The sequence below is a fragment of the Streptomyces sp. NBC_00647 genome (assembly GCF_045207245.1).
In the GTDB taxonomy this organism is placed as follows: domain Bacteria; phylum Actinomycetota; class Actinomycetes; order Streptomycetales; family Streptomycetaceae; genus Streptomyces.
On sequence record NZ_CP109040.1, the window covers coordinates 3,155,278 to 3,174,234 of the forward strand.

The 18,957-nt window shown below is 71.2% G+C and carries 18 protein-coding genes; 5 read left to right on the top strand and 13 right to left on the bottom strand.

The annotated features are described in order from the left end of the window. Positions 1–296: 296 nt before the first annotated feature. The 8 genes from hisF to hisD are packed head-to-tail and all read right to left on the bottom strand — an operon-like array spanning position 297 to position 6,031. Positions 297–1,052 carry an imidazole glycerol phosphate synthase subunit HisF gene (gene hisF / locus OG788_RS13925; protein ID WP_406371069.1) on the bottom strand — a complete coding sequence of 252 codons (756 nt, stop codon included), beginning with the start codon at positions 1,050–1,052 and terminating at the stop codon, positions 297–299. Continuing rightward, positions 1,049–1,495, bottom strand: coding sequence for a RidA family protein (locus OG788_RS13930; RefSeq protein ID WP_351540193.1), 447 nt, complete (start codon positions 1,493–1,495; stop codon positions 1,049–1,051). The genes hisF and OG788_RS13930 overlap by 4 nt, the downstream gene beginning before the upstream one ends. Continuing rightward, positions 1,492–2,217 (bottom strand): bifunctional 1-(5-phosphoribosyl)-5-((5-phosphoribosylamino)methylideneamino)imidazole-4-carboxamide isomerase/phosphoribosylanthranilate isomerase PriA, encoded by a 726-nt coding sequence (gene priA / locus OG788_RS13935; RefSeq protein WP_266757714.1) that lies wholly within the window; start codon positions 2,215–2,217, stop codon positions 1,492–1,494. The genes OG788_RS13930 and priA overlap by 4 nt, the downstream gene beginning before the upstream one ends. Then, the gene (gene hisH, locus OG788_RS13940) at positions 2,214–2,861 is read right to left on the bottom strand and encodes an imidazole glycerol phosphate synthase subunit HisH (protein ID WP_351540187.1); all 648 of its coding nucleotides are present in this window, start codon (positions 2,859–2,861) and stop codon (positions 2,214–2,216) included. The genes priA and hisH overlap by 4 nt, the downstream gene beginning before the upstream one ends. Further along, positions 2,852–3,016 (bottom strand): hypothetical protein, encoded by a 165-nt coding sequence (locus OG788_RS13945; RefSeq protein ID WP_261708150.1) that lies wholly within the window; start codon positions 3,014–3,016, stop codon positions 2,852–2,854. The genes hisH and OG788_RS13945 overlap by 10 nt, the downstream gene beginning before the upstream one ends. After that, positions 3,013–3,606: an imidazoleglycerol-phosphate dehydratase HisB gene (hisB, locus tag OG788_RS13950; RefSeq protein ID WP_266757720.1), complete on the bottom strand. Its 594-nt coding sequence runs from the start codon at positions 3,604–3,606 to the stop codon at positions 3,013–3,015. The genes OG788_RS13945 and hisB overlap by 4 nt, the downstream gene beginning before the upstream one ends. Then, on the bottom strand, positions 3,603–4,709 hold the full coding sequence (locus OG788_RS13955) for a histidinol-phosphate transaminase (RefSeq protein ID WP_406371070.1): 1,107 nt from the start codon (positions 4,707–4,709) through the stop codon (positions 3,603–3,605). Before OG788_RS13955 ends, hisB begins: the two co-directional genes overlap by 4 nt. Next, on the bottom strand, positions 4,706–6,031 hold the full coding sequence (gene hisD, locus OG788_RS13960) for a histidinol dehydrogenase (protein ID WP_406371072.1): 1,326 nt from the start codon (positions 6,029–6,031) through the stop codon (positions 4,706–4,708). Before hisD ends, OG788_RS13955 begins: the two co-directional genes overlap by 4 nt. Before the next feature lie 174 nt (positions 6,032–6,205). On the opposite strand from hisD, the gene OG788_RS13965 reads away from it, so the two are divergent. From OG788_RS13965 to ybaK, 4 genes are all read left to right on the top strand, one after another. After that, positions 6,206–7,786, top strand: coding sequence for an oxidoreductase (locus OG788_RS13965; RefSeq protein ID WP_406371074.1), 1,581 nt, complete (start codon positions 6,206–6,208; stop codon positions 7,784–7,786). A 430-nt stretch (positions 7,787–8,216) separates the two neighbouring features. Next, positions 8,217–9,257, top strand: a complete 1,041-nt coding sequence (locus tag OG788_RS13970; RefSeq protein WP_351540174.1) for a hypothetical protein — start codon at positions 8,217–8,219, stop codon at positions 9,255–9,257. A gap of 11 nt (positions 9,258–9,268) precedes the next feature. Next, positions 9,269–10,009 carry an LON peptidase substrate-binding domain-containing protein gene (locus OG788_RS13975; protein ID WP_266757729.1) on the top strand — a complete coding sequence of 247 codons (741 nt, stop codon included), beginning with the start codon at positions 9,269–9,271 and terminating at the stop codon, positions 10,007–10,009. Positions 10,010–10,026: 17 nt separating this feature from the next. Beyond that, positions 10,027–10,527, top strand: coding sequence for a Cys-tRNA(Pro) deacylase (ybaK, locus tag OG788_RS13980; RefSeq protein ID WP_351540171.1), 501 nt, complete (start codon positions 10,027–10,029; stop codon positions 10,525–10,527). A 221-nt stretch (positions 10,528–10,748) separates the two neighbouring features. On the opposite strand, the gene OG788_RS13985 is transcribed toward ybaK, so the two are convergent. From OG788_RS13985 to OG788_RS14000, 4 genes are all read right to left on the bottom strand, one after another. Beyond that, positions 10,749–11,450: an AAA family ATPase gene (locus OG788_RS13985; protein WP_406371076.1), complete on the bottom strand. Its 702-nt coding sequence runs from the start codon at positions 11,448–11,450 to the stop codon at positions 10,749–10,751. 34 nt (positions 11,451–11,484) lie between these two features. After that, on the bottom strand, positions 11,485–12,306 hold the full coding sequence (locus OG788_RS13990) for an ABC transporter permease (RefSeq protein WP_406371078.1): 822 nt from the start codon (positions 12,304–12,306) through the stop codon (positions 11,485–11,487). A gap of 88 nt (positions 12,307–12,394) precedes the next feature. Further along, positions 12,395–13,369 (bottom strand): ABC transporter ATP-binding protein, encoded by a 975-nt coding sequence (locus OG788_RS13995; protein WP_406371080.1) that lies wholly within the window; start codon positions 13,367–13,369, stop codon positions 12,395–12,397. Between the two features lie 149 nt (positions 13,370–13,518). Continuing rightward, positions 13,519–14,736 (bottom strand): NYN domain-containing protein, encoded by a 1,218-nt coding sequence (locus OG788_RS14000; protein WP_406371082.1) that lies wholly within the window; start codon positions 14,734–14,736, stop codon positions 13,519–13,521. A 224-nt stretch (positions 14,737–14,960) separates the two neighbouring features. Between OG788_RS14000 and OG788_RS14005 the strand changes: the two genes are divergently transcribed. Beyond that, a complete protein-coding gene (locus OG788_RS14005) occupies positions 14,961–15,140 on the top strand; it encodes a hypothetical protein (protein WP_266757739.1) in 180 nt (59 codons plus the stop codon). Between the two features lie 82 nt (positions 15,141–15,222). Here OG788_RS14005 and dnaE read toward each other — a convergent pair whose 3' ends face one another. Next, on the bottom strand, positions 15,223–18,762 hold the full coding sequence (dnaE, locus tag OG788_RS14010) for a DNA polymerase III subunit alpha (RefSeq protein ID WP_406371084.1): 3,540 nt from the start codon (positions 18,760–18,762) through the stop codon (positions 15,223–15,225). Positions 18,763–18,957 lie beyond the last annotated feature (195 nt).

Genomic DNA, 18,957 nt, shown 5'->3' on the forward strand with positions numbered 1-18,957 from the left:
CGTCTCGGTGGTTGCGGTGGCAACTGTCCGCCCCGAACCCGGCCCGTACATCGGCAGAATCACCGGTCTTGGCCCGCACACCCCCGCACCCGGCACACCGCCGGCCCCTCGCACCCCGGCCCCGACCCGCGGTGCCGAGGGTCCGCGGCGCGGGTCGGGTCCCTCGGGCACAGAACACGGCCCCGCACAGAACACGGCCCCGCAAAATACACGGCCCGCACAGGACACGGCCCGCACCCGGCAGCTGAGGCTGCCCGGGTGCGGGCCGTGAACGGTGGTGCGGTGGTGCGGGATCGTCAGCGGACGGGATGGCCCGCCTCGCGCAGGGCGTCCTTGACCTCGCCGATCCGCAGGTCCCCGAAGTGGAAGACGGACGCGGCCAGCACCGCGTCGGCGCCCGCCTCGATGGCCGGCGGGAAGTGACCGAGCCGGCCGGCACCGCCGCTGGCGATCAGCGGAACGGTGACGTGCTTGCGTACGGCCTCGATCATCTCGATGTCGTAGCCGTCCTTCGTGCCGTCCGCGTCCATCGAGTTGAGCAGGATCTCGCCCGCGCCCAGGTCGGCGGCCCGGTGGGCCCACTCGACGGCGTCGATGCCGGTGCCCTGGCGACCGCCGTGCGTGGTCACCTCGAAGGAACCGCCCTCGGTCCTGCGGGCGTCCACCGACAGCACGAGCACCTGCCGCCCGAACCGCTCCGCGATCTCCCGGATGAGGTCGGGCCGGGCGATGGCGGCCGTGTTGACGCCGACCTTGTCGGCGCCGGCCCTCAGCAGCTTGTCGACGTCCGCGGCGGTGCGGACACCGCCGCCGACCGTCAGCGGGATGAAGACCTGCTCGGCCGTACGCCGCACCACGTCGTACGTGGTCTCACGGTTGCCCGAGGACGCGGTGATGTCCAGGAACGTGAGCTCGTCGGCGCCCTCGGCGTCGTACACCTTGGCCATCTCGACGGGGTCGCCCGCGTCGCGCAGGTTCTGGAAGTTGACGCCCTTGACGACCCGGCCGTTGTCCACGTCCAGGCAGGGAATCACTCGGACCGCCAGGGTCATGACTGCGCTTCTCCCTGTTCTGTGGGGTCTTCGCCGGACCGTCCGGCAGGGTCCTCGGCGGAACGGAACGCCTCCACCTCGACCTCGACCACGAGCCGCGAGTCCACCAGACCCGCGACGATGATCATGGAGGCGGCGGGGCGGACGACGTCGAACAGCAGCTTGTGGGCGCGGCCGACAGCCTCCACGTCCCGGGCATGGGTGATGTACATCCGCGTACGGACGACGTCGTCGCGGCCGAGGCCGAGCTGCTCCAGCGCGTCGAACGCGACGCGGAAGGAGTTGAGCGCCTGCTCGTACGGGTCGCCTTCGGCGATCTGGCCGTCGATCACGGAGGTGCAGCCGGACACCAGCACCAGGCCGTTCGGCAGTTCCACCGCGCGGGAGTAACCGAAGGTGTCCTCCCAGGGCGCGCCGGTCGAGACGCGGCGTACGGCGCTCACCGGGCTACCGCCGCCAGGGCCTCTTCGAGGGTGAACGCCTTGGCGTACAGGGCCTTGCCGACGATGGAGCCCTCGACGCCGAGCGGCACGAGCTCGGCGATGGCGCGCAGGTCGTCCAGCGACGACACCCCGCCGGAGGCGACCACCGGGCGGTCGGTCGCCGCGCACACGGTGCGCAGCAGTTCCAGGTTCGGGCCCTGCAGCGTGCCGTCCTTGGCGATGTCCGTCACCACATAGCGCGCGCAGCCCTCGGAGTTGAGGCGCTCCAGCGTCTCGTACAGGTCTCCGCCGTCGCGGGTCCAGCCGCGGCCGCGCAGGGTCGTGCCGCGGACGTCGAGGCCGACCGCGATCTTGTCGCCGTGCTCGGCGATGATCTTGGCGACCCACTCGGGGGTCTCCAGGGCGGCGGTGCCGAGGTTCACCCGGGTGCAGCCGGTCGCGAGGGCGGCCGCCAGGGAGGCGTCGTCCCGGATGCCGCCCGACAGCTCGACCTTGATGTCCATCGCCTTGGTGACCTCGGAGATCAGGTCCCGGTTGTCGCCGGTGCCGAACGCGGCGTCCAGGTCGACGAGGTGCAGCCACTCGGCGCCCGCGCTCTGCCAGGCCAGAGCGGCCTCCAGGGGGGAGCCGTACGAGGTCTCGGTCCCGGACTCGCCGTGCACGAGACGGACGGCCTGGCCGTCGCGGACGTCGACGGCGGGGAGGAGTTCGAGCTTGCTCACAGTGTTCCGATCCAGTTGGTGAGGAGCTGGGCTCCGGCGTCGCCGGACTTCTCGGGGTGGAACTGCGTGGCCGACAGGGCGCCGTTCTCGACGGCCGCCACGAAGGGCTTGCCGTGCGTCGACCAGGTCACCACGGGTGCGCGCAGCAGCGGGTTGCCGACTTCCAGGGACCAGTCGTGGACGGCGTAGGAGTGGACGAAGTAGAAGCGCGCGTCGGCGTCGAGACCGGCGAAGAGCCGTGAGCCGGCCGGGGTGTCGACGGTGTTCCAGCCCATGTGGGGCACGACGTCGGCCTCCAGCGGCCCGACCGTGCCCGGCCACTCGTCCAGGCCCTCGGTCTCCACGCCGTGCTCGATGCCGCGCGAGAAGAGGATCTGCATGCCGACGCAGATGCCCATGACGGGACGGCCGCCGGACAGCCGGCGGCCGATGATCCAGTCGCCGCGCGCCTCCTTGAGGCCCTGCATGCAGGCGGCGAAGGCGCCGACGCCGGGCACCAGCAGACCGTCGGCGTTCATCGCGGTGTCGAAGTCGCGCGTTATCTCGACCTCGGCGCCGGCGCGTGCGAGGGCGCGCTCGGCGGACCGTACGTTTCCGAAGCCGTAGTCGAAGACGACGACCTTCTTGGATGCGCTCAACTCCACACCTCCAGCCTCATGACGCCCGCGACGAGACACATCGCGGCGCCGATGGACAGCAGCACGACAAGGCTCTTGGGCATGTCCTGCTTGACGAAGGAGTAGATGCCTCCGAGGAGGAAGAGGCCGACGACGATCAGGATGCTCGACAGGCCTGTCACAGCGCGCCCTTCGTGGAGGGGAGGATGCCGGCGGCGCGCGGGTCGCGCTCGGAGGCGTAACGCAGGGCACGGGCCAGCGCCTTGAACTGGCACTCCACGATGTGGTGCGCGTTGCGCCCGTAGGGCACGTGCACGTGCAACGCGATCTGGGCCTGGGCGACGAAGGACTCCAGGATGTGCCGGGTCATCGTCGTGTCGTACTCGCCGATCATCGGCGCCATCTTCTCGGGCTCGGTGTGCACGAGGTAGGGGCGGCCGGACAGGTCGACGGTCACCTGGGCGAGCGACTCGTCCAGCGGGACCGTGCAGTTGCCGAAGCGGTAGATCCCCACCTTGTCGCCGAGTGCCTGCTTGAAGGCGGCACCCAGCGCGAGGGCGGTGTCCTCGATGGTGTGGTGCGAGTCGATGTGCAGGTCGCCCTCGGTCTTCACCGTCAGGTCGAACAGACCGTGCCGGCCGAGCTGGTCGAGCATGTGGTCGTAGAAACCGACGCCGGTGGCCACGTCGACCTTGCCGGAGCCGTCGAGATCGATCTCGACGAGGACCGACGTCTCCTTCGTCACCCGCTCCACGCGTCCTACGCGGTTCATGCGCTCTGCTCCTTCTTCATCTCACGTACCGCGTCGAGGAACGCGTCGTTTTCCTCCGGGGTTCCGGCGGAGACCCGCAGCCACCCCGGTACACCGTTGTCCCGGACCAGGACGCCCCGGTCGAGGATCTTCCGCCAGGCGGCGTGGGCGTCGGCGAACCGCCCGAACTGCACGAAGTTCGCGTCCGACTCGGTCACCTCGTAGCCGGCCGCGCGCAGTTCGACGACCAGCCGGTCCCGCTCGGCCTTCAGCTGCTCGACGTAGCCGAGCAGCGTGTCGGTGTGTTCCAGGGCGGCCAGCGCGGTCGCCTGCGTGACGGCCGACAGGTGGTACGGCAGCCGTACGAGCTGGACGGCGTCCACCACCGCCGGGTGCGCGGCGAGATACCCGAGGCGCAGTCCGGCGGCGCCGAAGGCCTTCGACATCGTCCGGGAGACGACGAGATTCGGCCGACCTTCCAGCAGCGGCAGCAGCGAGTCGCCGTGGCTGAACTCGATGTACGCCTCGTCGATCACGACCATCGACGGCTTCGCCGCCTGCGCGGCCTCGTAGAGCGCGAGGACCGTCTCGGGCGGGACCGCGTTGCCCGTGGGGTTGTTGGGGGTGGTGACGAAGACGACGTCCGGCCGGTTCTCGGCGATCGCCCGCTCGGCGGCGAGGAGGTCGATGGTGAAGTCCCCGCTCCGGGGACCCGAGATCCAGGCCGTGCCCGTGCCGCGCGCGATGAGCGCGTGCATCGAGTACGAGGGCTCGAAGCCGATCGCGCTGCGGCCGGGTCCGCCGAAGGTCTGGAGCAGTTGCTGGATGACCTCGTTGGAGCCGTTGGCGGCCCAGACGTTCTCGGTGCCGACCAGGTGCTTGCCGGTCTTCGTCAGATAGGCGGCCAGCTCGGTCCGCAGCTCCACCGCGTCGCGGTCGGGGTAGCGGTTGAGGCCGCGGGCGGCCTCGCGGACCCGCTCGGTGATCCGCTCGACGAGCGGCTCGGGCAGCGGGTAGGGGTTCTCGTTGGTGTTCAGGCGTACGGGGACGTCGAGTTGGGGTGCGCCGTAGGGGGTCTTGCCGCGCAACTCGTCCCGTACGGGGAGATCGTCGATGCCGGTCACTTGCCTTCGGGTACCTTCCAGCCGAACCTTGCCTTGATCGCCGCGCCGTGCGCGGGCAGGTCCTCCGCCTCCGCGAGCGTCACCACGTGATGGGCGACGTCGGCGAGCGCGTCCTTCGTGTAGTCGACGATGTGGATGCCGCGCAGGAAGGACTGGACGGACAGGCCCGAGGAGTGGCAGGCGCAACCGCCGGTGGGCAGGACGTGGTTGGAGCCCGCCGCGTAGTCGCCGAGCGAGACCGGGGCCCAGGGGCCGACGAAGATCGCTCCGGCGTTCCTGACCCGGTCGGCGACCGCCGCCGCGTCCGCCGTCTGGATCTCCAGGTGCTCGGCGCCGTACGCGTCGACGACCCGCAGGCCCTCGTCGATTCCGTCGACGAGGACGATCGCGGACTGCCTGCCGCGCAGGGCGGGGACGATCCGGTCGTCGATGTGCTTGGTGGCCGTGACCTGCGGCTCCAGCTCCTTCTCCACCGCGTCCGCGAGGGCCGCCGAGTCGGTGACCAGGACGGCGGCGGCGAGCGGGTCGTGCTCGGCCTGGCTGATCAGGTCGGCGGCGACGTGCACCGGGTCGGCGGTGTCGTCCGCGAGGACCGCGATCTCGGTCGGGCCGGCCTCGGCGTCGATCCCGATCCGGCCGGTGAAGTAGCGCTTGGCCGCGGCGACCCAGATGTTGCCGGGGCCGGTGACCATGTCGGCGGACGGGCAGGACTCGGTGCCGTACGCGAACATCGCGACGGCCGTGGCGCCGCCGGCCGCGTACACCTCGTCGACGCCGAGGAGGGCGCAGGCGGCGAGGATCGTCGGGTGCGGCAGGCCGCCGAACTCGGACTGGGCCGGGGAGGCGAGCGCGATGGACCCGACGCCGGCTTCCTGCGCCGGGACCACGTTCATGATCACGGAAGACGGGTACACGGAGCGGCCGCCGGGGGCGTAGAGCCCCACGCGGTCGACGGGTACCCACTTCTCGGTGACCGAGCCGCCCGGCACGACCTGGGTGGTGTGCGTCGTGCGGCGCTGTTCGCGGTGGACGAGACGGGTGCGGCGGATGGACTCCTCGAGGGCCGCGCGCACGGCGGGGTCGAGCTGCTCCAGGGCGTCGGCGATGGCCCGGGCCGGAACACGTACGGAGTCCAGCCGTACTCCGTCGAACCTCTCCGCGTAGTCGATCAGCGCCGCGTCGCCCCGATGATGCACGGCCTCGCAGATCGGTCGCACCTTCTCCAGGGCGGCCGAGACGTCGAAGTCGGCTCGGGGCAGCAGGTCGCGCAGGGCGGACCCCTCGGGGAGGGCGTCGCCGCGCAGATCGATTCGGGAGATCACGGACCCAATTCTCTCAGACGGCGACAAGGCGCCGGACGCCCGTATCAATGGCTGATACAAGCCACCTTCGGTTCCGCGGAAGATCCCCGTCACCAGTAGCGTTCGGGCCGTCACTGAGCGGGCATTGCACGAATGTACGAAACCCGCGAGTAGCTGGGGAGGAAGGGACGTGCCGTGACCGAGGGTGCCGGCATCCGCACCGGGGACCTGCCGGACGAACTGACCGCCGCCGAAGCCGGGATGTGGCAGGCCTTCCGCAACGGCAGCGTGTACGACCTGCGCGCCGGCGACACCACCGTCGACGATCCGCACGGCGGCCATCCGTGGGGGCCCGAGCGGAGTGTCCGGGCCCGGATAGTCGCCTGGCTGCTGCTCGACGGGCCGCCCGCCCTCCAGGGCCGGGTCGCTTCCCTGAAGCTGACCGGCGTGCGGATCACCGATGTGCTCGATCTCGCGGGCGGCACGGTGGTGCCGTACGTGGAGCTGAAGGGGTGCCGGTTCGAGAAGGAGGTCCTGCTGCCGGAGGCGCGGTTCACGACCGTACGGCTGGTGGACTGCGCGGTGCCGCGCCTGGAGGCGGCCCGGCTGCACACCGAGGGCGATCTTCATCTGCCGCGCTGCCGCTTCCACAACGGGGTACGGCTGACGGACGCGCACATCGGCACGGACCTGCTGCTCAACCAGGCCGTGGTCTACCGGGACCGGCGCGGGCGTTCCATCACCGGCGACGGCATGACCGTCGGACAGGACCTCCAGGCCGAGATGCTGGAGTCGCACGGCGAGCTGAGCCTGCGCGGCGCCACCGTGGGCGTGTCGCTGAGTCTGCGCGGCAGCAGGCTGAGCAACCCGTACACCCGGCTCGCCCTCAACGCCCCCCAGCTGACCGTCAACCGCACGCTGTACATGACCCCCGCGGGCCTCGGCAATCCGGTGCTGACCAGCGGCACCACACCTGCGCGCGGCACGCTGGTGCAGCGGTTCGAGTGCCAGGGCGGGGTCCGCCTGGACGACGGGCGGTTCGGTGACGCGCTCGACCTCGAGCGGGCCCGCTTCACCTTCGACGACGACCAGGAGCTGTCGCTGCTCCGGGTCCAGACGCCCGAGCTGCGCTTCCTCGGCGAGCGGCCCGAGCGCGGCAAGGTCGTGCTGTCCGGGGCGCGGATCGTCAACCTGGTGGACCGGGCGTCCAGCTGGCCGGCGCCGGGCAACCTCCACATGGGCGGTTTCACGTACGAGAGCCTGGTCCCGCAGGGCGCCTTCCCGCTGACCCGGCGCCTGGAGTGGGTGACGGCGGCGACCGCCGAGTACAACCCGGAGCCGTACGAGCGTCTGGCCACGGTGCTGCGCAACTCCGGCGAGGACGAGGACGCCCGCGAGGTGCTGCTCGCCAAGCAGCGCCGCCGCCGCGAGACCCTGCCGCTGGCCGCCAAGCTCTGGGGCTACGCGCAGGACTGGACGGTCGCCTACGGGTACCGGCCGGGCCGGGCGGCCCTGTGGATGGCGGTGCTGTGGGCGGCGACGTCGGTCGCGTTCGCGCACGCCGGCCGCACCCCGGCCAACGGCGACGGGCATCCCCCGTGGAACGCCTCGCTCTTCGCCCTGGATCTGCTGCTGCCGGTCATCGACCTGGGCCAGGCCGGATTCTGGCAGCTGCGCGGCGGCTGGCAGTGGCTGGCGGCGGTGGTGATCCTCCTCGGCTGGATCCTGGCGACGACGGTGGCCGCGGGGGCCACACGACTGCTGCGACGGGGCTGACGCGCGGGCCGACGCGCGGGGCGCCGGGGCTGACGCGCGGGCCGTCGGGGCGAGGGGGGCCGGCTGACGCGCGGAGCGCCGGCACGAAGGGAGCCCGGCTGACGCGCGGAGCGCCGGTCGCGAAGGGGGCCCGGGATGACGCGCGGGGCGCCGGTCGCGAGGGGCTGTGCCGAAGTGCGGCCTCCGATCCGTGCCGCCACCTGCCCGTACCGTCTCGCGTCCGAGCCCTCTCCCGTCCGTTCCGCCGCCCGGTCCTCCGCACGGCGGACCGGGCCCCGCTCGGCTTCCGGGAGGCCGGTGCCGCACACCGGATCTCCATCAACCTTTTAGCCGCCCTTGACCGTGTGTCGCACAACCAAACGGTGGTTACGAAAGTGTCACCGCCCACCTCTGGCACTGCTCCGACCTGCGGCTTTCAATGGTCGACACCATGGCACTGCTGCGCGCTCTCCTCCGTACGGCCCGGATGGCACGGAACACCTCACGCCTCGCCTCCGGACTGCCCGCCGACGACGAGGTACTGCTCGACGCGCCCGACGACCGTCTGGGCCCCGCACTCGTCGCGGCGGCCGGGGGCGACCACGTCCCCGCGGCCAAGCTGCTGGCCACCACCCGCGAGTCCGCCGAGTGGGAGAACCGCGACCGGTACGCCATGCGCCTCGCCACCTTCGCGCGCTCCCGCGACACGTGGCTCACGGAGTGGCAGGCCGCCGACCCGCACGACCCGGACGTCCTGCTCGTCAGGGCCGAGCTGGCGGTCCGCCGCGGCTGGGAGTCGCCCGCGCGGGTCGAGCTGCTGCGCGAGGTCGGTCCGCTGATCATGTCCGCCGCCGAGGGCGACCCGCACGACCCGGTTCCGTGGCGGATAGCGCTCGACCACGCCCGCGGCACGAACACCGGGCACACCGAGTTCGAGCAGCTGTGGGCCCAGGCCGTCCGGCGCTCCCCGCACCACTACGGCTGCCACGTCGCCGCTCTCCAGTACCTCTCGGCCGCCTGGTACGGCTCGCACCGGGAGTGCTTCGACTTCGCCGAGCCGGCCGCGCAGGACGCGCTGCCGGGCTCCCTGGTCCAGGCGCTGCCGGTGCGCGCGGCCTTCGCCTATCTGACCGAGGGCGGCGGTCCCGAGGTCCCCCGCGAGCGCCTCGACGCCGCGGCCGACCTCGCGATCGCGGTCTCCGCGTCCTACGCCGCCGCCGACCCGTGGCCCGCCGAGGTACGCAATCTGCTGACGTACGTCCTGGTCCGGCTGGAGCGCTGGCAGGACGCGCTGGAGCAGCTGCGTCTCATCGGCCCGTACGCGACCTCGTTCCCCTGGGACCGGGTCTCCGACGACCCGCTCGGGCAGTTCCTGGAGCTGCGCGACGGCATCCGTCTGGAGGTCGCCTCGGGGCTTCCGCTGCGGGATGCGGACCCCGATCCGCATCCAGGGAGCGGGCACGGCGGACGCGCCCGCTCCGGCGACCATTAGGCTTTCCCGTCGTGACCACCGTCCGGCTCCCGCTCTTCCCCCTGAACTCGGTGTTGTTCCCCGGGCTCGTGCTTCCTCTGAACGTGTTCGAGGAGCGCTATCGCGCGATGATGCGCGATCTGCTCAAGACCCCCGAGGACGAACCCCGCCGCTTCGCCGTCGTCGCCATCCGCGACGGCCATGAGGTGTCGCCCACCGCGCCCGGCATGCCGGACCAGACCGCCGTTCCCGAGCGCGGGCCCGCCGCCGGCTTCGGCGACGATCCGCTCAAGGCCTTCCACGAAGTGGGCTGCATCGCGGACGCGGCGACGGTCCGCGAGCGCGCCGACGGCAGCTTCGAGGTGCTGGCGACGGGCACCACACGGGTCCGTCTGCTGTCCGTGGACGCCTCCGGCGCGTTCCTGACGGCCGAACTGGAGGAACTGCCCGAGGACCCGGGCGACGAGGCGGGCGCGCTCGCCGAGGGCGTCCTGCGCGCCTTCCGCCAGTACCAGAAGCGGCTGGCCGGAGCGCGGGAGCGCTCGCTGTCGACCGGCGCGGACCTGCCGGACGAACCGGCGGTCGTCTCCTATCTCGTCGCCGCCGCCGTGATGCTGGACGTCCCGGCCAGGCAGCGGCTGCTGCAGGCCTCCGACACGGCGTCCCGGCTGCGCGAGGAGCTGAAACTGCTGCGCGCGGAGACCGCGATCATCCGTAATCTTCCGTCGTTGCCGGCGTCGGACCTGACGCGCGGCCCGACGAGCCTGAACTGACGCATGCGAGAAGGTCGATGGCCAAGAAGTCCAAGAAGCAGCAGTCCGGCGGCACCCCGGCGACGGTGGCGCTGACGGAGGCGGGCGTCGCGTACACCGTCCACGCCTACGAGCACGACCCGTCCCACCCGTCCTACGGCGAGGAGGCGGCCGAGGCGATGGGCGTCTCGCCGGACCGGGTCTTCAAGACCCTGGTGGCGGACGTGGACGGCGCGCTCGTGGTCGCGGTCGTGCCGGTGGCGGGTTCCCTGGACCTCAAGGCCCTCGCCACGGCGGTGGGCGGCAAGCGGGCGGCGATGGCCGACCCGGCGGCGGCCGAGCGCACGACCGGGTACGTCCGCGGCGGCATCTCGCCGCTCGGCCAGCGCAGGAAGCTCCGCACCGTACTGGACTCCTCGGCGGCCGGCCACGCCACGATCTGCGTCTCCGCGGGCCGCCGTGGCCTGGAGGTCGAGCTCTCCCCCGCCGATCTGGCGAAGCTCACGGAAGCGGTGTCCGCGCCCGTCGGGCGTGCGTGACCCCTCGACGGATGTCCCGTCCTCGGTTAAGCACGAGGGACATGTCGAAGAAGACGCGGAAACGCAAGTGGCGCATCAGGAAGGGTCGCTCGAACCACGGCCGCCGTCCGGCGTGACCCACGCCCCGCACCCGGGGCCGGCCGGGCGGCACCTCTTCCGACGTCCGGCCGGTCCTGCCCGGTCCGCCCCGTCCGCCCGCCGGTCCTTCGACCGGACAGGGACTAAGCGGTGGGAGGCCCCGGCGGCGTGGCCGGGTAGGGGCTCTGCTGGTACGGGTCGGGGTCCCGGGGGCCGAACAGGGCCATGAGGCCGAGGTGGACCACCAGGGCGCTCAGGGACCACGCGAGCAGCGCGCCCTTGGCCCCGAGCTTCAGCGGCGCGGAGAACGTGACGCCCTTGCCCACGGCCTTGGCGTGCGCGACCACGTTCTGTGTGGGCCCGAGCCAGATCCCGATCCGCCAGGCGAGGAGCGATCCGAGCAGACCGCCGACGGCGAGCCCGATCACCAGGGGCACACCGCCGCGCCGCCGGACGAGGAACACGACGAGGGCGCTCAGCGCTCCGAAGCCCAGCGCGAGCAGGGTGAACGTTCCGTCGACGCCGATGGCCTGCTCCCCCTCGGTGTCCTTGAGGTACACCGCGGTGTCGTCCGCGATCAGCGGCACGTGCGGGGCGAGCCACCACCAGAGCACCCCGAGCACAGCCCCCGCGAGCGCGACCGCGACCGTGATCACGGCGGCCTCCCGCAGTTCGGTCTTCATCCCGGGTCCGTCCTGTCCGTAGGAGGCCTCGTACGCGGCCGGATACACGGGGTAACCCGCGGGGCCGGAAGCGGGCGGAGCCTGCCAGGCAGGGTGCGGTTGCTGCCGGCCCTCGGGGGACTGTTCGTGCGGCGGCGGAGGTGGAGTCAGCGGAGCGGTCACCCTGACATCGTGCCAGGCCCCGCCGTCGGCCGCGTCACCGGACGGCTGCCCGGCGATAGGCCCAGGCCGCGAGGGCCAGCGAGGCCACCCCGACTCCGGCGCACACGGCCAGATCACCGAGGACGACGGCCCAGTCGGGGTGTGCCCCGAAGGTGCGCGCGAAGGCTTCGACACCGTACGTCGAGGGCAGCAGGTCCCGGGCGTACTGCACCACGGCCGGCATCCGGTCCGCCGGGAGCACGCCCAGCAGCAGGGCCGCGGACATGCCCAGCTGGCCGAGCAGCGTGGCGAGCTCGGGCCGCGGCGCGAGCAGCCCGAAAGCGGCCCCGAGCCCGGCGAGCGCGGCGCCCGCGAGCGGGACGACCGCGGCGAGCACCCACAGATGGGCCAGCGGCAGCCCGAAGAGCAGACACCCGAAGACGGCGGTGACGACGGTGCCGGGCACGGTGAAGGACGCGTACGCGGCCGCGGCGCCGAGCACCACGGCCGCCGGCGGCACCGGCAGCGTCGCGTAGTGGTCGAGCCCACCGCTCGCCCGCAGCTGCCCGAAGTACTGCGCGAGCAGGTTGAGCGCGACGAAGGCCACGACCAGGACGGTCGACCCGGCCACCACGGCGCGCGCCTCGTCGCCGCCGTCCACCACCCCACGCATCATGATCATGATGCCCACGGACTGGAAGGTGGCCACGAACAGCAGCGGGATCCGCGCGACACGGGCCCGGGAGAGCTGCGCCCGGTACACGGCGGCCAGCGACGGCCACAGCCGGGCGCGCGGCCCCAGCTCCGCGGCGCCGTCGGCGTCCTCGGCCACGGGCAGCACGCTGCCCGGCAGCACTTCAGCGGGTACGACACTCACGTCGAACTGCTCCCCTTCGCTCCGGCAGCCGTCCTGTTCCGCACACGTACGACGCCCCTCTCCCGTACGGATTCCACGCCCCGGACACTCACGCCTTCACCAGTCCCTGTGTCGCGTGGCCGCCCAGTGCCAGGTAGACGTCCTCCAGGCTGGGCGTGGCCAGCGTGAAGTCGTCGAGCGCGGCGAAGGCGGCCCCACCGGTGACCGTGGCCACGGCCGCGCGGGCCTCCTCGGGCGCGAGCCGCAGGGTCCAGCGGCGGCCCGACTCGACGGCGCGGTCGCGCAGCGCGGCGACCTCGGGGACATGGAGCGGGGCGCTGGTACGCCAGACGAGTTCGACCCGGACCTCGCCCGCGACCCGTTCCTTGAGCCCGGCCGGGGTGTCGCAGGCGATCACGCGCCCCTCGTCCATGACGGCGACCCGGTCGAGGACGGTCTCGGCCTCGATGACGTTGTGGGTGACCAGCAGGACCGTGGCGCCCTGTTCCACCCGGCGCCGGTCGACGGCGGCCCAGACCGCGCGCCGGGCGACCGGGTCCATGCCGGTGGTGGGCTCGTCGAGGACCAGCAGCGGGCGCTGCCCGACGAGCGCGGCGGCGAGGCAGGCGAGCCTGCGCTGACCGCCCGACAGCTTCTTCAGGGGGCGGGAGGCGAGCGCGGTCAGACCCAGTTCGTCGAGGACCGCGTCGCGCTCGGCCCGCGCCGAGCGCAGGTCGAGTCCGCGCAGGCGTCCGGTCGTCTCCGCGGCGAGGGACACGGTCAGCTCGTCGAGGGCGGTGGACTCCTGCCCCAGGTAGGCGAGGATGCGTGCGGCCCGCTCGGGGTGACGCACGATGTCGTGTCCGAGGATCTCGACACTGCCGCTGTCGGGCCGCATCAGCCCGGTCAGCTGGCGTACGAGGGTGGACTTGCCGGCGCCGTTCGGCCCGAGAAGCCCGAAGATCTCGCCCCGGTGGATGTCCAGACGTACCCCGTCGGTGGCCCTGACCTCGGGTGTCGCCGGGGTGCCGCGACGGCCGCGGACCGCCGGATAGGTCTTGGTGAGACCTCGGACGGCGCACACGACATCGCCCCTGTGTCCGTTCCGGACTGCCTGTGCCGTGCGCGTACTCACGAAGGACGAGAGTACGTGGTCCGATGCCCCGTTATGCGCTCGGGGCCGTGGCGGGCCGTCGGCGAAGGCCTCCGCGCCCCCTCGCCGACGGCTTCGGATCACTCCCCGACGGGGGCGTGTTCCGCCGCGGTGCGCACATCGATCTCCCGCCAGAATCCGGCCCGGATCGCATAGCGGTCGTGCTCGTCGATCTGGTCGTCCTTGTGCGCGAGCAGGCCGAAACGGGCCGCGTAGCGCAGCAGTTCGCCGTCCACCCGGTGCGGCACCCGCGGGTACATCGCCGACAGCTTCTGCAGATGACTCGGGTCGGTGAGGCGCCCCATCCAGCGGCGTGCAAAGACCTGCCCGACCTCGAAGGGATCACCGCCGACCGTGGTGATGTCCTCCTCACGGTCCGCCCATCGCTGCTCCGCGGAGGTGAGCTGGGCGAGCGTGGGCAGCGCGGCGGCCTCCGGGGACTCCGTGGCGCCGCCGGGCCGGTCGACCCAGCCCTTGTCCGAGGACCAGCGCAGCGTCGCGTTCGTGGGGTGCTGGGCGGCCTGGGTGCCCGGTCCGCGCAGCGCGGCCAGGTCCTTCGGTGTGGGGACCCCCTTGGGGGCGGACGCCCGCTCCTGGGTGCCGTTCTGCGATGCGGCCGCCTGGTGGTGCTCGGTCTCCTGGACGGAGCGCTCGGCCGCCGCCGCGAGCGCCGACTCGGGCAGCGGCGCGGAGAGGATGGCGGCGATCTCCGGGCGCGGCACCGGCGGCGGCGCGCAGATCCCGCCGAGGTCCTTGGCGCGGACCGCCTTGGTGATCCAGGCCCGGTCGAGCACCCGCCGCTCGTCGGCCTCGGCCACCAGGTCCTCGGACTGGTTGTAGTCACCGTCCGCGGCCTGCACGGCCCACAGGTGTACGGCGACACCGTGCTCCTTGGCGGCCATCATGCCCGGCAGCAGGTCCCCGTCGCCGGTCACGAGGACCACGTCGGAGCAGGCGCGGTTGCGCGCCAGCTCGGTCAGCTCGGCGTGCATGGCGGCGTCCACGCCCTTCTGCGCCCACCGCCCGTCGCTGCGGGTCAGTGCCCCCAGGCGCACCGTCACCCGGGGCATCACGCGCAGCCTGCGGTGCTCGGGCTGCGGCACCCGGTCGGGGGCGCCGTCGAACCAGTAGATGCGCAGCAGGGGCCGCTCCGTGTCGGACTCGGCGCGCTCGCGCAGGCCCTGGATGAGGGCGGCGTGGTCGACGGTGATCCGGGATCGCGAAGGCTCCCCGGCGAGGAGACTGGCAGCAGCCCCGAGCAGATACCCGGCGTCCACCAGGACGATGCAGCGGTCCACGCGATCCACCCTCTTTCCGGGAGGTTTGCTTCGGGCTTCCTTCGAGTCTGCCCGACCGTGCGGAGGTTAACGGCCGGAACTCGATCTTCGGCGTGGCGGATCGCGAGAACACCTACCGACAGGTCTTATTACGCACGGTAATTCTACGAAATGCGCCACTTCTCAGCCTATGTGAGTCTGGTCGCGGCCCTGGCCCCTAGATCCCCTTCAGGAGGCAGATCACCATGGCCAAGAACAAGAACCGCAAGCAGGGCGGCCACGCCGACCGCTCCTCGCAGGCTGAGCGTGCGCAGGAGCAGGCACAGCGGTCTTCGGCGGAGGCACAGCAGTCGCCGATGTCGCAGGCTCAGGGCAGCCCCGCTGATGTTGCCCGTAAGCATCAGAAGCGCTTCGGCCACAACTGAGGCCACCGCGCGGGCCATTGAGGCCCAGGCACGCACCGAGGGGCGCATCCGGTACCGGATGCGCCCCTCGGTGCTCGTCTCGTCAGCCGGCCAGGCAGGACGGGCCGAGCAGCACCTTCAGGTCGCCGAAGAGCGCCGGGTCCGGCTTCACCCGGTGCCGGTCGAGCCGCAGCACCGTGGTCTTGCGCGGGCCCTGGAGCCTGATGCGGACCTCGCTCTCGCCCTTGTGGTGGCTGAGGATCTCGCCGAGGCGGCTGACCATGGGCGGAGTGACCTTCAGGGCCGGGATGGTGAGGATCACGGGCGCGTTGGTGCCCGCGTTCGACAGGTCGGGGACCTGGAGCTCCATCGCGACCAGGCGCGGCACGTCCTCGCGCTTGTCGAGGCGCCCCTTGACGAAGACGACCGCGTCCTCGACGAGTTGGGTCGACACCAGCTGGTACGTCGCCGGAAAGAACATGCACTCCATGGAGCCCGCGAGGTCCTCCACGGTGGCGATCGCCCAGGCGTTGCCCTGCTTGGTCATCTTGCGCTGCAGGCCCGAGATGATGCCGCCGATCGTCACGACCGCGCCGTCCCCGTGCTCGCCTCCGGTCAGCTGGGAGATGCCCGCGTCCGCCTTGTCGGACAGCACGTGCTCGAGGCCGAAGAGCGGGTGGTCGGAGACGTACAGGCCGAGCATCTCCCGCTCCTGGGCGAGCAGGTAGGCCTTGTCCCACTCGTCGGTCGTGAACTCCACGTCGAGTCCGAAGCCGGGCTCGCTGGTGTCCTCGTCCCCCATGCCGCCGAAGAGGTCGAACTGCCCCTCGGCCTCCTTGCGCTTGACCGCCACCACGTTGTCGATCATCGGCTCGAACTGCGCGGTGAGGCCCTTGCGGGTGTGCCCCATCGTGTCGAACGCGCCCGCCTTGATCAGCGATTCCGTGGTGCGCTTGTTGCAGGCGACCGCCTCGACCTTGTCGAGGTAGTCGGGGAAGGAGGCGTACTTCCCCTTGGCCTTGCGGCTGCGGATGATCGACTCCACGACGTTCGTACCGACGTTGCGAACGGCCGAGAGGCCGAAGAGGATCACGTCGTCGCCCTGGGCGGCGAAGTTCTGCTCGGACTCGTTCACGTTGGGCGGGAGCACCTTGATGCCCATGCGCCGGCACTCGTTCAGGTAGACGGCCGACTTGTCCTTGTCGTCCTTCACCGAGGTGAGCAGCGCGGCCATGTACTCGGCCGGGTAGTTCGCCTTCAGGTAGCCGGTCCAGTACGAGACGAGTCCGTACGCCGCGGAGTGGGCCTTGTTGAAGGCGTAGCCGGCGAAGGGGACCAGCACGTCCCACAGGCCCTGGATGGCCTCGTCGCTGTAGTTGTTCTTGCGGGCGCCCTCCTGGAAGAGGACGAAGTTCTTCGCCAGCTCGTCGGGCTTCTTCTTGCCCATCACGCGGCGCAGGATGTCGGCCTCGCCGAGCGAGTACCCGGCGATGATCTGGGCGGCCTTCTGGACCTGCTCCTGGTAGACGATCAGGCCGTAGGTGACGGCCAGGACCTCCTCGAGCGGCTTCTCCAGCTCCTTGTGGATCGGCGTGATCTCCTGGCGGCCGTTCTTGCGCTCCGCGTAGTTGATGTGCGAGTTCATGCCCATCGGGCCCGGCCGGTAGAGGGCCGAGACGGCGGAGATGTCCTCGAAGTTGTCGGGCTGCATCTGGCGGAGCAGCGAGCGCATCGGGCCGCCGTCGAACTGGAAGACGCCGAGGGTGTCACCGCGGCAGAGCAGTTCGAAGGTCTTGGGGTCGTCCAGCGGGAGGGCGAGCATCTCCAGGTCGATGCCCTTGTTGGCCTTCACCATCTTGATGGCGTCGTCCATGATCGTGAGGTTGCGCAGGCCCAGGAAGTCCATCTTGAGCAGGCCCAGCGACTCGCACTGGGGGTAGTCCCACTGCGTGATGGTCACGCCGTCGGTGTGCCGCACCCAGATGGGCGCGTGGTCGACGATGGGCTCGCTGGACATGATCACGCCGGCGGCGTGCACGCCCATCTGCCGGACCAGGCCCTCGACGCCCTTGGCGGTGTCGATGACCTTCTTCACGTCCGGCTCGTTCTCGTACATCCCGCGGATCTCGCCGGCCTCGCCGTAGCGGGGGTGCGAGGGGTCGGTGATGCCGTTCAGGTCGATGCCCTTGCCGAGGACGTCGGCGGGCATCGCCTTGGTGAGCCGGTCGCCCATGGCGTACGGGTAGCCCAGCACGCGCGCGGAGTCCTTGATGGCGTTCTTCGCCTTGATCTTGCCGTACGTGCCGATCATGGCGACCTTGTCGGCGCCGTACTTCTCGGTCACGTACCTGATCACCTCGACGCGCCGACGCTCGTCGAAGTCGATGTCGACGTCGGGCATGGAGACGCGCTCGGGGTTGAGGAACCGCTCGAAGATCAGACCGTGCGGGATCGGGTCGAGGTCGGTGATGCCCATGGCGTACGCGACGATCGAGCCGGCCGCGGAACCACGGCCGGGGCCCACCGCGATGCCCTGCTTCTTGGCCCACATGATGAAGTCGGCGACCACGAGGAAGTACCCCGGGAACCCCATCTGGATGATGACGTCCATCTCGTACTCGGCCTGCTTCTGGCGGTCGTCGGGGACGCCGCCGGGGAAGCGGCGCTCCATACCGAGGCGCACCTCCTCCTGGAACCAGGTGACCTCGGTGAAGCCGTCCGGGATGTCGAACTTCGGCATGAGGTTCTTCGCCTCGAACATGCCGGTCGTGTCGATCTGCTCGGCCACCAGGAGGGTGTTGGCGCAGCCCTCCTGCCAGGCGTCCGAGGAGTCGACGGCGTACATCTCGTCCGTCGACTTCAGGTAGTAGCCGGTGCCGTCGAAGCGGAAGCGGTCCGGGTCGGAGAGGTTCTTGCCGGTCTGGATGCACAGCAGGGCGTCGTGGGCGGTCGCCTCGTGCGCGTACGTGTAGTGCGAGTCGTTCGTCACCAGGGGCGGGATGCCGAGCTTCTTGCCGATCTCCAGGAGTCCGTCGCGGACCCGGCGCTCGATCTCGATGCCGTGGTCCATCAGCTCCAGGAAGTAGCGGTCCTTGCCGAAGATGTCCTGGTACTCGGCGGCCGCCTTCAGCGCCTCGTCGAACTGGCCGAGGCGCAGCCGGGTCTGGAGCTCGCCGGAGGGACAGCCGGTGGAGGCGATGAGCCCCTCCGACCACTGGGAGATCGTCTCCTTGTCCATCCGGGGCCACTTCTGGAGCCAGCCCTCGGCGTACGCGTCCGAGGAGAGCTTGAAGAGGTTGTGCAGGCCCGTCCGGTTCGCCGCCCAGATCGTCTTGTGCGTGTAACCACCCGAACCGGACACGTCGTCGCGCTTCTGGTGCGGCTGGCCCCACTTGATCTTGCGCTTGTTGCGCCGGGACTCCGGGGCGACGTACGCCTCGATGCCGATGATCGGGGTGACGCCCGCCTTCTTCGCCGTGTGGAAGAAGTCATAGGCCCCGTGGAGGTTGCCGTGGTCGCTCATCGCGATGTGGGACATGCCCATCTCGTTGCACGCGTCGAACATGTCCTTGAGCCGCGCGGCACCGTCCAGCATCGAGTACTGGGTGTGGACGTGCAGGTGCGTGAACGGCGGCTTCGACACGGTTTCGGCCTCCAGGAAGAACCATTGGTGACAGGCTGCGGACAGTCTGGGGGGTCAGCGTCGAAGTCTATGACGCGCGACTGACACTCGGCGGAGGATCACCCGTACCTTCATGCGGGGGCCGGGATCCCGGGCGCAGGTTCGCCGCCGGGACCCGGGCACTCCCGCGTATCTTCGTCCGTTGGAAGTGGACGG